Origin of the sequence: Methanocella paludicola SANAE (genome assembly GCF_000011005.1) — an archaeon.
Classification (GTDB): domain Archaea; phylum Halobacteriota; class Methanocellia; order Methanocellales; family Methanocellaceae; genus Methanocella; species Methanocella paludicola.
In genome coordinates, this window is sequence record NC_013665.1 from 221,853 (window position 1) to 238,242 (window position 16,390).

Below are 16,390 nucleotides of genomic sequence, written 5' to 3' on the forward strand. Positions count from 1 at the left end.
AATATAGGCGCCTGCACTGATAAATACGTTATTAAAAAGTGATGGAAGGGCTTACAGGTAGCCCTTCTTCTTGAGCACTTCCGCGTTCAGGATGCTCGCGCCCGCGGCGCCCCTGACCGTGTTGTGCCCCATGCACACGTACTGGACGGCGTTGTCAGCGCCCGCCCTGATGCGGCCGACGGACACGCTCATGCCCCGCCCCTGGTTCCGGTCCATCCTGGGCTGCGGCCTGTCCGGCTCCTCCCTGACTATGATGGCCTTCTTCGGCGAGGTCGGCAGGTCCCCGAGCTTCGGGTCGAACTTGAGGAACGCGTTCTTCACCTGCTCAGGCGTGGGGTTCTTCTTCGAGCGCATCCAGACTGACATGGTGTGCCCGTCCATCACGGGAACCCTGTGGCAGGCGGCGCTCACCCAGAACGGTGCGTCCTTGACTATTTTACCGTCGAAGGTGCCCAGCAGTTTTTGTGTTTCCGTCTCCATCTTGTGCTCCTCCCCGCCGATGTACGGGATGACGTTGTCCATGATGGCCATCGAGGACACGCCCTCGTAGCCCGCGCCCGACACGGCCTGCATGGTGGCCACGTGTATGTTCTCGATGCCGAACTTCATGAGGGGCTTGAGCGTCAGGACCATCATGATGGTGCTGCAGTTGGGGTTGGTGACGATGCACCCGTCCCACTTGCGTTTCTTCTTCTGGACGTCGATAAGCGCCAGGTGCTCCGGGTTGACCTCGGGTATAAGGAGCGGTATGTCCTTCTCCATGCGGTGGGAGCTGGCGTTCGACGACACGACGAAGCCCGCCTTCGCGAAGTCCTTCTCGATGGTGATGGCGTCCTCGGCGGGCAGGGCCGAGAATACGATGTCGGCGTCGACCTCTTTCGGCTTAGTCGAGACCACGGTGATGTCCCTCACGTTTTCAGGGAGGTCGGTATCCAGCCTCCACTTGGCAACTTCACCGTACTTCTTTCCAGCGCTCCGCTCCGAAGCGGCCAGCGCCGTTATCTCGAACCATGGGTGGTCCGCCAGTAGTTGGACGAACCTCTGTCCCACGGCCCCCGTCGCGCCCAGTATTCCGGCCTTGATCATAGTGTACACCTTTTACTTCGTCTTCTCTTTTTCCAGCTTTATCGCCTCAGTCGGGCATGCAGCGACGCAGTCGCCGCACTCCTGGCACCTTTCCTCGTCTACCTTCGCGATCTCGTCGACAAGCTCTATTGCCGCCTCGGGGCACGCGTCCACGCACGTCCCGCAGCCGACACATGCTTCCTTATCCACTTTTGCAACCATAGTTATTCACCGGATAAATGTTGTATGTTAGGTTGGGCTTATTACTTAAAATTTTTCTGACAAGGGATGGGTACGCGCTTTAAAAAAGGGAAAAAATATCGACGGCCTACTGCATGACCATGTCGGACATCGAGTAGAGACCGGGCTTCTGCGAGACGAGCCACCTGGCGGCCTTGACGGCGCCCGACGCGAACGCGCTCCGGGAGTGGGCCTGGTGCTTTATCTCAATGCGCTCGCCCTCACAGGCGAAAAGCACGGTGTGGTCGCCCACGATGTCCCCGCCCCTGACGGCGTGGACGCCTATTTCCTTGCCCCTGAGGGCGACGCCCTCACGACCATATACCAGCGGGGGCTTCTCCTTCAGGGCGCCGGAAATGACCTCGGCGGCCTTTAAGGCCGTGCCGCTGGGGGCGTCCTTCTTCTTGTTGTGGTGCGCCTCGATGATCTCGATATCGCAGCCCTCGAGGTCTCTCGCCGCCTCGGCCAGCAATTTTAAGAACACCTGTACGCCGACAGAAAAGTTGGGGGAGATGATGGCGGCGACGTTCCCTTTAGCAATGGCGTCGGCCATCTCCTTCTTCTGGGCCTCGTCGAAGCCAGTGGTGCCGACGACCATGCGGACGCCATTCGCGGCCGCGGCCTTCACGTTGCCGACAGCTGCCGAGGGCGCCGTAAAATCGATGAGAACGTCGGGCTTTACGGCCTTTAAGACGCTATCGATGTCTTTGGCGCTGGAGACCTTGACGGGGCCGACCTGCTTTCCTGCCGAGAGGTCGAACCCTGCCACAAGCTCCATGTCGGGCTGGGCGAGGACGATGTCAGAGACCATCGTCCCCATCCTGCCGTTTATGCCCGCTATTGCTACCCTCACCATTCGCTCACCCTTGATCGTTATTTCTTCGCCCGGGCCTTCACGGCCACCTTCTTCTTCACGGCGCCCAGCGCCTCCAGCATTGCCTGGAGCTTCTTCTGGTTCTCTGGCGCCATGGTGGTCAGGGGAGCCCTGAGCGGCCCCGCGGCCAGGCCCATCATGTTCGCAGCGGCCTTGACGGGTATAGGGTTGGTCTCGATGAACAGGCCCCGCATGATCGGCGCAAGCTTATAGTAGACGTCCAGCGCCTTCTTCTGATCGCCCTTCAGGTAGTAGGCGACCATCTGGCTGACCTCCTTAGGGAGCACGTTCGCCGCCACGGAGACGACGCCCTTGCCTCCGTAGGACATGATCGGTATGGTCAGGTTGTCGTCGCCCGAGAGCACGGTGAAGCCCTTTTTGTAGCCCCTCGTGAGCTCGATGATCTCGGCGGTCTGCGCCGGGCTGCCGCTGGCCTCTTTTATCCCGACGATGTTGTCGATCTTCGCCAGCTCGGCCACGATGGACGGCTTCATGTTGATGCCCGTCCTGGACGGCACGTTGTAGAGAATGATAGGGATATCGACATTTTCGGCGACGGTGCGGTAATGAAGTAGCTGACCGGCGTCGCCGGGCTTGTTGTAGTAGGGGGTGATGAGCATAGCGGCGGTGGCGCCCGAGTCCATCGCGTACCGGGTGAGCTCGACCGCTTCCCGGGTGTTATTAGAACCAGAACCGCCGATGACCGGCACACGGCCATTGGCTTGATCCACAGCCGTTTCTAAAAGCCGCTTTTGCTCGTCGAAGCTGAGGGTGGCCGCCTCGCCCGTGCAGCCGCACGGCACGATGCCCGAAACGCCGCCCTCGATGACGTAGTCAATGTTATTCCTGAAGCCCGCGATGTCTATCTCGCCATTTTTCTTGAAAGGAGTGATCAGGGCAGGGTAAACGCCCTTTAACTCACCCTTGAGCTTCATTATTTCCTCCTGCCCTTGGAGCTGACTTTCCTCGTAACGTAGCCGGCTACTCGGTTCCGGAGCGTTTTGCTGTCGACGCCCGTGAGCTTCTCGACCTGGGCCTTGTTCGCGTTAAAGTCCGTGGTGAACTCGTCCGGGTGCTGCCTTAGCAGCGCGTGGCCGGTGCTCTTGATATTAGTCTGCTTTATACTTCCCAACGTTCAACCTCCTTTATGGTTTATGCCCTGCATTCCATGATGAGAGCATACGTGAGTGTCAATATTGAAGTCAAATATGCGCTCATGGTATTTAACTATGTTTTTTTTGCCTGGAGTGCTCGGGCGTCGTGATTTAGCGTCTTGCCTGCATTTATAGCTTTGCACGCGTGTATGGCCACACCCGGCATCCCGATATTACACTTTTGTTTGGCATATTACGCCCTGCTATACAACTAATGAGCAGATAAATACTTTAATATAAAACCCTGAAAAGGAATAGTTATATATGGGATACGGTTCATCGAGTAGCACGGGTGCTATCACGAGCTTGCTGAGCCTTGAAAAGCCGGAGATGAGGGATAAGCCCTTGAAAGTGGCGGTCATCATACCCACGATGAACGAGCCCGCCATCAGCAAAGTGGTAGACGATGCCAGGCAGGCGCTCAGGCACTTCGACACGGAGGTCATCGTCGTGGATAAGTCCCTGGACGATACCCCGAGGAAGGCAAAAAAGGCCGGCGCAATCGTCGTCACCCAGAAGGAATCGGGCTACGGTAACGCCTACATGGTAGGCTTCAGCTCCGTGGGGCCCGATGTCGACGTCGTCGTCATGATGGACGGCGACAACACGTACGACGCGTACGAGATACCCATGCTCATCGACCCCATCGTGAACGGCCCCACGGACGTGTGCCTGGGCAACCGGTTCGCCCGGATGGAGCCGGGCGCCATGAACGCCCGCAACCGCTTCGGCAACCGGATGATCACCGGGGTCATCAACGGCCTTTATGGCCTAAAGCTGAAGGACTCCCAGACCGGGTTCCGGGCTCTACGGAAGAGCGCGCTCGACACCCTGGACCTGGACGAGGACGGCATGCCCTTCGCCAGCGAGATGATCATCGACGCCCGCAAGAAGTCCATGCGCATCGCTGAGGTGCCCATATCGTACCGCCAGCGCATCGGCGAGGCGAAGCTCAAGGCCTACAAGGACGGCTCGCTCATTTTAAGCCTCATCATCCGCATGGTGAGGGACTATAACCCGTTCGCCATTTTTCTCACCATCGGCTCGCTATTCATACTCGGGTCCCTGCTGTCGGGCGGCTACGTCGTATACGAGTGGCTCATGAACGGGGTCATTACCCACCTCGCGCTCACGATCCTGTCCGCCATGCTGTTCATGGGCGGCATCCAGGTGATATCCTTCGGGCTGCTGGCAGACATCATAACCAGCGCGCTTCGTGCGGCGAAGCGCTAGATACGCATGAAGATCGCTTTTGTCTCCGACGTGATCTATCCCTATATCAAGGGCGGTGCCGAGAAGCGCTTTTACGAGTTCGCCCTCCGCCTCTCGAAGGCGCATGAGGTGCACATCTACGGCATTAAATGGTGGGACGGCCCCCCGGTGCTCGTCAAGGACGGCATCACATACCACGGGGTCTGCAGGCCCAGGACGCTTTACTCTGCAGAGGGCCGCCGTTCCATCGTGGAGGCGCTGGCGTTCGGGCTGGCCCTCATGTGGCCCCTCCTGAAAGAAAAATTCGACATCATCGACTGCAACCAGCACCCCTACTTCTCCATCTTTACCTGTAAGCTGGCCACAATGCTCAGGGGAGGCAGATTTTACGTCACCTGGCACGAGGCCTGGGGCGACTACTGGTACGAGTACATGGGCTGGATCGGGTTTTTCGGGAAGCTCATCGAGAAGGTCACGGCGCGGCTTGCGGGGCGCATCATCGCCGTCTCCGAAGGCACGGCCGCAGGCTTAGAGCGCCTGGGCGTTAAAAAGGAGCGCATCATCATCCTGCCTAACGGCATTTCCACCGCCGCCATCGGGGGCGCCCCTACGGGAGGCGAGGGGGCCGACGTCATGTTCGCGGGGAGGCTCATCCGGGACAAGCACGTGGACGTCCTGCTCAGGGCGTGTGCCGAAGCGTCCCGAAAAATGCCGCTAAGCGTGCTCATCATCGGCGACGGGCCGGAGAAGGGGTCGCTGGAGGCGCTGGCGGCCGGGCTGCCGCTGAAAGTGAAGTTCGCGGGCGCAGTGGACGAAATGGCCCTGTACTCTTCCCTCAAGTCGTCCCGCGTGTTCGTCCTCCCCTCCACCCGGGAGGGGTTCAGCATCACCACGCTGGAGGCGCTGGCCTGCGGCGTGCCCGTAATAACCGTATCCGGCGAAAAAAACTCTGCCAGGGAGCTCGTCGTGGACGGCGTTACCGGGCGAGTGGTGGGCCTGGGGGAAAAGGAGCTGAGCGATGCAGTCCTTGACGTCCTCGGGGACGAGGCCCGGCGAAAGCGGATGGCCGCCGAGTGCGCCCCTGCAGCTCGCAAATACGACTGGGACGGGCTTAGCGAGCTGCTGCTCGAGTGCTACGCAAAACAGACAAATTAATATACTTCTTTTTGGAATTGTAGTTGCCAGAGGTGCCCAGTTGATCAGCGTCATCGTCCCCGCCTACAACGAGGAAAAGCGCATAGAGCAGACCCTCCGGGACTATAGCGAGGGCCTGAAGGCCTCGGGCAGGGACTTCGAGCTGCTCATCGTCTGCGACGGGAACGACCGGACCGCAGAGCTGGCGAAGCCCTACGGGAAGGTGCTCGAGTTCGGCCACCGCCTGGGAAAGGGCGGCGGCGTGCTGGAGGGCTTCAAGGCCGCCCGCGGCGAGGTCGTGGGCTTCACCGACGCCGATAACTCGCTCAAGGTCGACCAGTTCTTGCGCCTGCTTGATGAAATGGACCGCACCGGCGCGGGATGCGTAATCGCAGACCGCAAGTCCAAAGAGTCCATGATCATGGAGAGCCAGTATCTTTTCCGCAGGTTCGCCAGCGAGGTCTTTAACTTCATGCTGTCCCGGGCCATTTTCGGGCTTCGCATCCGCGACTCGCAGTGCGGCGGCAAGGTCTTTAAAAGGGAGTACATCGACCGGGTGGCGCCCTCCATGGCCTGCAAGGGCTTCGAGTTCGACGTGGAGCTTCTGTGGAGGCTGAAGAACGCCGGATGCGACATCAAAGAGGTCCCCGTGGTCTGGAAGGACGACAAGGCGAGCACTTTTAGCTTCAAGTACGTGCCCTCGATGTTCTTTAATTTGATGAAGGTAAGGCTCGGGCTTTATAAAAAGGCTTGAACAGGCTACAATAAGTTTAATTACGATGTAAGTCCACCGTCATACGGTTGAGGTTGAGCGGTGGGAAATTTTTGAACATTTCGTGCATAGCGAAATTGTAAAAGGCTACATGGGGAGGTATCGTTATAGTATTCGTAAATGGTGAAAAGGCCTCGAAGCTGATCGTCCAGCTAGCTCCGACGGGAATGGTTCCGACGCGCAAGGACTCACCCTATGTTCCCCTCACCCCTGAAGAGATCGCCGAAGATACTTACAGGGCCTATAAGCTGGGCGTTTCTTCGGTCCACGTCCACGCCAGGGACGAGGCCGGTAACCCGACCTATAAGAAAGAGGTTTACGGCGAGATATTCTCGGCAATACGGAGGAAGTGCCCGGATATCATCATCTGCGCGTCCACCAGCGGGAGGTCAGACCGTAGCCTGGAGCACAGGGCCGAAGTCCTGGAGCTGAGGCCGGATATGGCGTCCCTGATGATGGGCACGGTGAACTTCATAAAGAACCCAAGCCCGAACTCCCAGGAGGACATCGTCGCCCTGGCGAAGAGGATGGAAGAGCATGGCGTGAAGCCGGAGCTGGAGGCTTTTGAACCGGGTTTCGTTAACGTGGCGAAGTACCTGGCATCAAAGGGCCACCTGCGCCCGCCATTACACTTTAACCTTTTACTGGGCTCGCTGGGCAGCATGCCCGCTGAGGCCCGGGACCTCGTCTTTCTCGCCGGGTCGGTGCCGCCGGGCAGCACCTGGGCGGCTACTGGCATAGGCAGGTTCCAGCTCCAGGTGAACGTGGCGTCGATGCTCATGGGAGGCCACGTCAGGGTAGGCCTGGAGGACTCGCTTTATTATTCTTATCCTGAAAAGTCGCTGGCCACGAACGAGCAGCTCGTGGAGCGGGTAGCCCGCATCGCCCGTGAGCTGGGCAGGGAGATCGCCACTCCGGCGGAGGCCAGGGCGATCCTGGGCCTTGATCATTGATACTGGGGTGAAAACGATGGCAGAGCTAACGTGTATCCATGAACTTCTCCATGGCGGTCAGGATGGGAGGTCACACGCAATCGAGGCCCCCGGCAGGGCTCCTATTACTTACGATCAGCTGCGCATGCACATCTCCGGCATCGCCGGGGCGCTGTACGGCATGGGATACCGCCGGAACGACCGTATCGCCGTCGTGCTCCCTAACGGCCCCGACATGGCCATCGCCTTTCTCTCCGTGGCCTCGGGGTTCACCTGCGCTCCGCTCAACCCTCTCTATAGCCGGCCCGAGCTCGAGTTTTATCTTTCTAGCCTGGGGGCTAAGGCGCTAATAACGAATGGGGAGCCGTCGCCAGCCGAGGAGGCAGCCCGCGGCATGAACATACCCGTCATAAGCCTGAAGTCGCTGTACGAGGCGAAGCCCTTGGGCGCCTCTCAGGAATTTTCAGAGCCCGAAGATACCGCGCTGGTCCTGCACACGTCAGGCACGACGTCGAAGCCCAAGCGAGTGCCGCTCACGCAGGCCAACATATGCGCCTCCGCCTGTAACATCGCCGACTCGCTTCGCCTGGGCCCGGGAGACCGGTGCCTGAACGTAATGCCGCTCTTCCACATCCATGGCCTCATAGGGGCGCTCCTTTCCTCGGTCGCCGCCGGGGCTACGACAGTATGCGCGCAGGGATTCGTCGCCCCGGAGTTCATGGGGTGGCTGCGCGACCTCAAGCCCACCTGGTATACGGCCGTGCCGACCATCCACCAGAAGGTGCTGGAAATGGCAAAGAGCGACCCGGGCAAATATGACAGTTTACGATTCATACGTTCCGCGTCATCGGCGCTGCCCGTCCCCATCATGCGTAGCCTGGAGGAGCGCTTCGGCGTCCCCGTGATAGAGGCGTACGGCATGACCGAGGCGTCCCACCAGATCGCAGTCAATCCGCTGCCACCGCTCTCACGTAAGCCCGGGAGCGTGGGGCTGCCGTGGGGCACGGAGGCGGCGATACTAGACGGGGCCGGTAACATGCTTACCGCCGGCGAGGCCGGAGAAGTCGCAATTCGCGGCCCGGGCGTGACCGCCGGGTACGAGAACAACCCTGATGCTAACGCCGCAGCGTTCCACGACGGATGGCTCAGGACCGGCGATAATGGTTATATTGATGCGAACGGCTACTTGCATCTCCTGGGGCGCCTGAAGGAGATCATCAACCGCGGGGGCGAGAAGGTCTCGCCTTTCGAGGTCGAGGAAGCCCTGCTTGCTCATCCCGCCGTAAAAGAGGCGGCCGTGTTCCCCGTCCCCGGCGGCCCCCTAGGCGAAGAGGTCGGTGCAGCGGTCGTTTCTAGCGATGGCGTCACCGCCGAAGCGCTCAAGGAATTCCTGATCCCCCGCATGGCATACTTCAAGGTGCCCTCCCGCATTGTCATCGTCGAGTCCCTACCGAAAGGCCCTACGGGCAAGGTCCAGAGGATCGGCATGGCCAGAAGGCTCGGGGTGTCGGTAGAGCGCGTGGCGGATCAGGCGCCGGTGAAGACCGCCCCGATGACCCGGACCGAGGCCGAGCTGGCAAGGATATGGTCCGAAGTGCTTCGCCGGGGAGACATCGGGGCGCTCGACAACTTCCTGGAGCTTGGCGGGGACTCGCTGCTCGCGACCCAGGTAATGTCCCGCATACGCAGGTCATTCGACGTCGACGTTCCCATCGTGCGCATCATCGAGTCCGAGAACCTGTCCGGGCTGGGCCGTACGATCGACAGGCTAAAAGGTGAGCGTCCCAATGGATGAGCGCCAGCGCATCAAGCCCCGGGTAAAAGACGGGCCCATACTGGCATCGTTCGCCCAGCAGAGGATGTGGTTCCTCGAGCAGATGGACCCGGACAACGCCATTTATAATCAGCTTAACGCCCTGCTTATCCGTGGCCAGCCAGACATCGGGGTCCTGGGACGGTGCCTCGACGAGGTGATGCGCAGGCATGAGGCATTGCGGACCAACCTTATTATCGAAAATGGCCAGGTATTACAGCATATTTCCCCGCCAAAGGCTCTGGACCTGCATATAGTCGACCTTTCGGGATTATCACCTGTAGAGGCGATGGCGGAGGCGGAGCGCCTGGCGGTCGTCGAGGCGAAGAGGCCGTTTGACCTGGGTAATGAGCCGCTGATCCGGGCGCGGCTGTTTAAGCTATCCGATGGGGAACACTTACTTACGTTCGTCACCCACCACGCAATCTTCGACGGCTGGTCGGTCAATATCTTCATGAGCGAGCTCGCGGTCCTGTACGGGGCCGTCAGGGAGAGCCGCCCGCTCCCGCCGGAGCCCGCGCTCCAGTACGCCGACTATGCGGTTTGGCAGCGGGAGAGGTATGACCGCGGGGACTTTGATGAGCAGCTTCGATACTGGCAGGATAAGCTCGGCGGAGACCTGCCATTCCTTGAGCTGCCTGCCGACCGTCCTTGCCCCCCGGCGCAGAGCTTCGACGGGGCGGTCTATACATGCGATATCCCGGGTGACGTCGCCGACGCCCTAAAGGCGCTCGCGAGGAGCGAGAGGGCGACCCTGTTCATGGTGCTGCTCGCGGCCTATAACGTCCTACTTTACAGGCACACCGGCCAGAATGACATCGTCGTCGGATGCCCCATCGCTGGCCGCCACTACCTGGAAATAGAGGATAACATCGGGCTTTTTGTCAATACCCTGCCCATGCGTAACCGGCTTTCCGGGGACATGCCGTTCATCGAGCTTGCCAGGAGCGTACGCAAGACGGCATTAGAGGCTTATAGCAATCAGGACATTCCTTTCGATAAGCTGGTGGAAACGCTGCCCCTGGACAGGCAGCCTTCGCGCCCGCCCGTGTTCCAGACGCTCTTCCAGATGAGGAACTTTCCGGGCAGGGATATCATGGTCTCGGATATTTTCTTCGAGCGCCACTTCTTCAATTACTCGACGGCAAAAGTCGATCTCACCTTCGAGGTCACCGAGACGAAGGCCGGGCTGTCCTGCCGGTTAGTATATCCTGTCGCCATCTTCGATGAGCGGACCATCGCCCTGCTGGCGGACCACTGGCTGGTGCTGCTACGGAGCATCGTACAAGACCCCGGCCAGCCCATCGGCAGGCTAGCCATGCTGACCCCCGGGGAAAGGCGCTTGATCGTTCATGAATGGAACGATACAAAGGCCGATTATCCCGTGAAGGCCGTAAGCCGCATCTTCGAGGAACGTGCGAGGGCTTCCCCGGATACTGTGGCGGTCGCACACGATAATGAGCGCTTAACGTATGAGGAGCTCAACGCCCGCGCCAACAGGCTGGCCCGGCACATGGACATTAGCCCGGGGGCAACCGTAGTCATATACATGGAACGCTCGATCGAGATGGTCATCTGCGAGCTGGCCGTGCTCAAGGCGGGCGGCGTCTATGTGCCCGTGGACCCGTCAGACCCCCGGCCCAGGACGGAGCTCATGCTCAAGGACAGCCATGCCGGCCTCATACTGGTAAAAACGCCGCCCTCCGGGCTTCAATTGCCGGACGAATGCAGGATGATATGCCTTGAGGCGGAGCGCGAGGCCATCGGACTCCTTCAAGATGGGAACCTGGCGGTAAGCCCGTCCGTAAAAAGCACAGCATACATCATGTACACATCGGGCTCTACCGGGCAGCCCAAAGGCGTTCGGGTGCCCCACCGGGGCATCTGCAGGCTGGTCATCAATACGAACTACGTACATATGAGCCCCGGCGACACCGTGGCTCATATTTCGAACCCCGCATTCGACGCGTCGACGTTTGAGGTGTGGGGCGCATTATTGAACGGGGCCCGGCTGGCGATCTTCGACAGGGATACGGTGCTGACGCCGGACATGTTTGCCGCCCACATCGCTGAAGAGCACGTCGATACGCTCTTCGTGACCGCGCAGCTCTTTAACCTTTACTCCCGGGAGGCGCCGGGAGCCTTCAAGAGCGTCAGGGACCTCCTCGTAGGCGGCGATGTCGTCGAGCCCACTCCCGTGAAACGAGTCCTGGAACATGGCCGGCCCCGGCGGCTGCTCAACGCCTACGGCCCCACCGAGAACACGACCTTCAGCACCTGGTACCTTATCCGCGAGCCGGTCGAGAACAGCATACCCATCGGAAGGCCGATATCCAATACCACTGCATACGTGCTGGACGAGTATCTTGAGCCCGTGCCCGTCGGCGTGACCGGGGAAATATACCTGGGCGGCGATGGCGTATCCCAAGGCTACCACGGGCGGCCGGACCTGAACGCGTCGGCTTTTGTGCCCGACCCGTTCTGCAGCGGCTCAATGCTGTACAGGACCGGGGACCTGGGGCGTTACCTCCCCGATGGCAACATCCGATTCCTCGGGAGGCGCGACAGCCAGGTAAAGATACGCGGGTTCAGGGTAGAGGCGGGGGAGGTAAATGCCCTTCTAGGGGCACACCCTTCAGTGAAGGCCTCACTGATCGCTGTTAATGAGGTAAGGGGCGAGAGGCAGCTCGTTGCATATGTTGTGCCCTTGGATGGCCGGGGCATCGAAGAGGGCGATCTAAGGGAACACATGCGGGCGAAGCTCCCGGAATATATGATACCTGTGGCGTTCATTCCTATCGAAACAATTCCCCTTACCCCTACGGGTAAGGTGGACTACCTGGCGCTGCCAGTGCCTGGCGACCTGTCTCATGGCAATGGCGGGGAGCTGAGGGACGAGCTCGAATACGAGCTGGCGGAGATATGGGAAGATGTGCTGGGCATCGATAATGCAGGCACGGACGACAATTTCTTTGGCCTTGGCGGTCATTCACTTAAAGCCATAACCCTTTGTGCGAGGATCGGCGAGAAGCTTCACGTAAAGCTCCCTGTAAACACCATATTCCTGGCCCCGACCATCGGCCGTATGGCCCGGGCTATACGGGAATTAAAGACCTTCAACCCCCCTTTATTGATCAAGAATGGTCCCGTAAGGCCGCCGCTGTTCTGTATTATCGCCATCGGGGGCACGCTCGCCGAGTACGCGCCCATGGCAGCAGAATTTGAGAAAGGCCGGCAGGTATATGCGCTTCAGATGCCCTGGCATGACGAGGGGCTGGTCCCGGGGAGCATCGAGGAGCTTGCGAGGAGGCTGATCGAGGATGTGAAGGCCGTCCAGCCTCATGGGCCCTATAACCTTCTGGGATATTGCGCCGGAGGCGCCGTCGCCTACGAGATGGCCGCCAGGCTCAGGTCCGCCGGTGAGGAGATAGGCTTCCTGGGGCTCATCGACCTGGTACCGCCGGGTTACCACTACCGTCTCGATAGCCGGTCACTGAAAATTCTGGCCGGCAGATTCCCTATCGTCCTCTCTAATATCGCCCTCGCTCCCCCCGGCCAGCGGCTGGCCAGAATATGGGGCATACCGGCCATGGCAGGGCAATTCCTTAGTAACCTGGCGCACCGGGAGCCGGGCGACGGCTCCAGGGCTGCTCGCTCATATCCGGAGTGGCTCATGGCCATGCCAGGGCCATATCATGAAACTACGCTGGCCGCATTTGAGATATATAAAAAATATGTCTTCAGGCCATACGCGGGGGACGTCGTGTTATTTTTCTCCCGTAAAACGGCGGACAATTTTAAAGACGCCCTCTATGCTGGCCCGGCATTGGGATGGGAAAAATACGTGGACGGCGCGTTAAAGGTCCACGTAGTACCGGGCGACCACGAGACGATGACCCGGCCGCCATCGGCTAAGGAGCTGGCCCGTGCGGTCGAAGAATACCTGGCCACAGACAAAAGTCCCGGAGGAGGCGCGACTTGACGCTGGAAATGCCCGGCCCCGGGGAGGTCCATGTCCGGGTCGTGTCCCTTGAACATTCCACAGGCGAACTCCCAATGGAATGCCTCGACGAGGGCGAGATGGATACTTTCCGCCGATTCCGCAGAGAGACGGATGCCGGGCGATATTTAGCCGCCCATGAGGCGCTCAGGCATATCCTGGCATCGTATCTTGGCATCGAGCCGGACGCTATAAGGTATGTCCGGGGGCCCCATGGTAAGCCCTATCTGGAGCCGGCCATCCATGGCGGACGCTTGAGGTTTAACCTTTCCCATTCGGGAGGGATTGCGGCGATAGCTGTTACCGATGGCCTCGACGTGGGCGTCGACGTGGAACAGGTCCGCGACATGGAGTTCGAGGAGCTCGCATCCTGCGCTTTCTCGCGGGATGAGCAGGCTGCACTGGGTAATAATAACATCGATTCTGGAGTATTTTTCAGGCTATGGACCCGGAAAGAAGCTTATTTGAAGGCAACTGGCCTGGGGCTGAGCGTGCAACCGAACGAGGCTACCATAGGCGAAGGCTGGTCGATCATCGATATCGACCCGGCGCCCGGCTATGCCGGTGCGGTAGCCGTCGAGGGTCCCATAGCCCGGGTATCCGTCTTTCGGCCACCTGAATAAGCTTATTTATGATGTCATCGTTAGGTCAGGTTGTGGACGCGAGCAGGACCGACATCGTATGCTTTTCTGATATCTTCTGGGATTTCGTCTGGCAGAGGCACCAGAGCCTGCTGACGCGCTTCCCTGAAGGCTGGAACATACTCTTCGTCGAGCCCACGTCGCTAGTGGTCCTGCTCAAGGAGCCCCGCCGGCTCCTCGCCCGGAAACACGGCAACATTACCGTCATTTCTTCGCCGGCGCTGCCGTTGACCGATAAGGTCTCGATCCTGCGGCCCGTGAACGATATTTTCATATGGTGCTGGCTCAAGGCGATGTTCCTTAAACATAATATCACGCGCCCGGTGCTGCTGTACTATGCCCCGAGGTTCTCGTCGCTCATCGGGCGGCTCGGGGAAAGGCTGGCCACCTACGACTGCGCGGACGACAGGATGGCATTCTCTCGTGAACCTCACTGGATGGGGCCGTACGTGGAAAACTTGTTTAAAAAGTCGGGCATCGTGTTCGTCACCTCGGAGAGCCTCAGGAAAAAAGCTCTTGGGTACAGGAGCGATAATGTTCATCTCATTGGCAACGGCGTGGATGCCGGCCTGTTCGAAAAAGCCTGGGGTGATGTGCCCGTGCCTGACGACATCAAGTGGCTAAAAAAGCCGATCATAGGGTATTTTGGGGTCATCGACGAGTGGATGGACATCGACCTCATCGTAAGGATGGCCTCGGCATATCCTGAAGCTTCTATAGTCCTGGTCGGCCCGGCGCTCATTGGCCCGGAGGGGCTGCAAAAATTAAAGAGCCTCCCGAACGTCTATTTACCCGGCCAGAAGCCCCACGATGCGCTGCCCGGGTACCTGAAGGCGTTCGATGTCTGTATCATCCCCTTCAGGATTAACGAGCTCACGAAGAGCGTCAATCCAGTCAAGCTATACGAGTACCTTGCGGGCGGCAAGAACGTCGTAACTATTACTATGGCCGAGGTGGAGAAGTACGATGGGACCATATACATCGCACGCGACCACGATGATTTCATAAGGAAGACGGCGGATGCGCTCCGGAATAAGCCGGACGCCGACAGGATGAAAGCTGTGGTTAGCGAGAACACCTGGGATAGTAAGGCAAAGGCCATGGTCGAAATAATCCAGAGGTCGATCGATACGCATGGATGAGCGGCTGAGTATGGGAGAAGATATGCCACAGGATCAGGATAGTGAGCAGGACATCGAATACCTCAGGGACAGGGTACGCGCCCTCGAGCTGCAAATAAAAGATAAGGACCGGCAGATCGAAGACCTGAAGGAGACCGTGAGGCAGAGGGAGAGCTCGGTGGGCTGGAGGCTGAGCCAGTTTTATGGACGTTTCTTTAGTATGGGCTCACCTCTCACGAAACTGCTTAGCCGTACCTTTAACCGCGTTTCGCCTTCCGGCGAGCCGGCCCCGAAAAACGTCGAGGCCTATAGAGCAGCGCTCAATGAGATATTGAAGGAGCGCGAGGGAAAGATCAAGGGCATCATTGTATATCCGCCCACCGTGGACTGGAACATACCCCTGTTTCAGCGTCCTCAGCAACTGGCACTGGAGCTATCAAAGAGCGGGTACCTGTTCTTCTTCTCGACCGGGAAGAACCTGTACGACCGGGTCGACGGCTTCCGCAAGATCAACGATAACTGCTACGTCACGAATCAATACGATCTTGTCATAAAGGAGCTGCCGAAGTTCATCCTTCTCCTGTCCTCCACGAACCTTGGCGTCCTGCTGGAGGACGTGGCCAGAATGAAGGGCAAGGCCACGGTCGTCTACGACTACATCGACGAGATACACCGAGACATATCAAAGGAAAATGTCGACCACGCATTCAAGCGCCACGAGTACATGAAGAGGCATGCGGACGTCTTCATTGCCACTGCCGATAATCTCTATAATGAAGCTTTAAAGGACAGGCCTAAGGATACGTACCTTATTCCCAACGGCGTTGACTACGATCACTTCCACGTCCAGCGGAACCCGGCTAACGTTCCCCTGGACCTGGCCCCAATCCTGGAAAAGAAGAAGCCTGTTATCGGCTATTATGGCGCGCTGGCCAGCTGGTTCGACTACGAGCTCATCAAGAAGGCGGCTGAAACTCGTACGGACCTCGAGTTCGTGCTCATCGGATGGGACTATGACGGGAGCCTGTATAAGCAGGGGCTGGATCAGTATAGAAATATCCATTACCTGGGCATCAAGGATTATTCGATCCTGCCCCAGTATGCCGTGTGGTTCGACGTGGCGACCATACCGTTCGTCCTGAACAAGATCACCGAGTCGACATCGCCCATCAAGGTGTTCGAGTACATGGCGCTGGGAACGCCCATCGTGACCACGAACCTCCGGGAGTGCCGGAAGTATAGGTCGGTGCTGATCGGTAAGGACCAGGGGGACTTCCTGAGGCAACTTGATGAGGCCCTGCGTCTGAGGGATGACACCGGCTATAAGGCTTTGCTCGATAAGGAAGCTAAGGAGAATACGTGGGATAAGAGGGCCGCTGAGATCGTAGAGCGCATAACGGGAAAACATTAACAGGTCATTATAAATAAAGCA

The 16,390-nt window shown here is 59.0% G+C and carries 14 protein-coding genes; 9 read left to right on the plus strand and 5 right to left on the minus strand.

Translation table 11 applies throughout. From position 1 onward, the window contains the following. Positions 1–51: 51 nt before the first annotated feature. The 5 genes from asd to MCP_RS01175 form a co-directional block, all read right to left on the minus strand. Entirely contained in the window at positions 52–1,086 is a 1,035-nt protein-coding gene (gene asd / locus MCP_RS01155) for an aspartate-semialdehyde dehydrogenase (protein WP_012898975.1), read from the minus strand. A gap of 12 nt (positions 1,087–1,098) precedes the next feature. Next, on the minus strand, positions 1,099–1,287 hold the full coding sequence (locus tag MCP_RS01160) for a 4Fe-4S binding protein (RefSeq protein ID WP_012898976.1): 189 nt from the start codon (positions 1,285–1,287) through the stop codon (positions 1,099–1,101). Positions 1,288–1,393: 106 nt separating this feature from the next. Then, positions 1,394–2,161 (minus strand): 4-hydroxy-tetrahydrodipicolinate reductase, encoded by a 768-nt coding sequence (gene dapB, locus MCP_RS01165; RefSeq protein ID WP_012898977.1) that lies wholly within the window; start codon positions 2,159–2,161, stop codon positions 1,394–1,396. Positions 2,162–2,178: 17 nt separating this feature from the next. Continuing rightward, the gene (gene dapA / locus MCP_RS01170) at positions 2,179–3,114 is read right to left on the minus strand and encodes a 4-hydroxy-tetrahydrodipicolinate synthase (RefSeq protein ID WP_012898978.1); all 936 of its coding nucleotides are present in this window, start codon (positions 3,112–3,114) and stop codon (positions 2,179–2,181) included. Beyond that, positions 3,114–3,311 carry a 30S ribosomal protein S17e gene (locus tag MCP_RS01175; RefSeq protein ID WP_012898979.1) on the minus strand — a complete coding sequence of 66 codons (198 nt, stop codon included), beginning with the start codon at positions 3,309–3,311 and terminating at the stop codon, positions 3,114–3,116. Before MCP_RS01175 ends, dapA begins: the two co-directional genes overlap by 1 nt. Before the next feature lie 286 nt (positions 3,312–3,597). Here MCP_RS01175 and MCP_RS01180 point away from each other — a divergent pair, with 286 nt between their 5' ends. The 9 genes from MCP_RS01180 to MCP_RS01220 all read left to right on the plus strand — a co-directional run bounded on the left by MCP_RS01180 (position 3,598) and on the right by MCP_RS01220 (position 16,369). Continuing rightward, the gene (locus tag MCP_RS01180; protein WP_128566950.1) at positions 3,598–4,566 is read left to right on the plus strand and encodes a glycosyltransferase; all 969 of its coding nucleotides are present in this window, start codon (positions 3,598–3,600) and stop codon (positions 4,564–4,566) included. Between the two features lie 6 nt (positions 4,567–4,572). Next, positions 4,573–5,700 (plus strand): glycosyltransferase family 4 protein, encoded by a 1,128-nt coding sequence (locus tag MCP_RS01185; RefSeq protein WP_012898981.1) that lies wholly within the window; start codon positions 4,573–4,575, stop codon positions 5,698–5,700. A 40-nt stretch (positions 5,701–5,740) separates the two neighbouring features. Continuing rightward, on the plus strand, positions 5,741–6,433 hold the full coding sequence (locus MCP_RS01190; RefSeq protein WP_012898982.1) for a glycosyltransferase: 693 nt from the start codon (positions 5,741–5,743) through the stop codon (positions 6,431–6,433). A gap of 185 nt (positions 6,434–6,618) precedes the next feature. Beyond that, on the plus strand, positions 6,619–7,404 hold the full coding sequence (locus tag MCP_RS01195; RefSeq protein ID WP_012898983.1) for a 3-keto-5-aminohexanoate cleavage protein: 786 nt from the start codon (positions 6,619–6,621) through the stop codon (positions 7,402–7,404). 16 nt (positions 7,405–7,420) lie between these two features. Beyond that, on the plus strand, positions 7,421–9,178 hold the full coding sequence (locus MCP_RS01200; RefSeq protein WP_012898984.1) for an AMP-binding protein: 1,758 nt from the start codon (positions 7,421–7,423) through the stop codon (positions 9,176–9,178). After that, positions 9,171–13,178 (plus strand): non-ribosomal peptide synthetase, encoded by a 4,008-nt coding sequence (locus tag MCP_RS01205; RefSeq protein WP_012898985.1) that lies wholly within the window; start codon positions 9,171–9,173, stop codon positions 13,176–13,178. Before MCP_RS01200 ends, MCP_RS01205 begins: the two co-directional genes overlap by 8 nt. Beyond that, complete coding sequence (locus MCP_RS01210; RefSeq protein ID WP_012898986.1) at positions 13,175–13,819, plus strand: 4'-phosphopantetheinyl transferase family protein; 645 nt, start codon at positions 13,175–13,177, stop codon at positions 13,817–13,819. Before MCP_RS01205 ends, MCP_RS01210 begins: the two co-directional genes overlap by 4 nt. Positions 13,820–13,851: 32 nt before the next feature. Then, a complete protein-coding gene (locus MCP_RS01215; protein ID WP_012898987.1) occupies positions 13,852–14,979 on the plus strand; it encodes a glycosyltransferase in 1,128 nt (375 codons plus the stop codon). Between the two features lie 22 nt (positions 14,980–15,001). Continuing rightward, positions 15,002–16,369, plus strand: a complete 1,368-nt coding sequence (locus MCP_RS01220; RefSeq protein WP_158301423.1) for a glycosyltransferase — start codon at positions 15,002–15,004, stop codon at positions 16,367–16,369. The last annotated feature ends 21 nt before the right edge of the window (positions 16,370–16,390 follow it).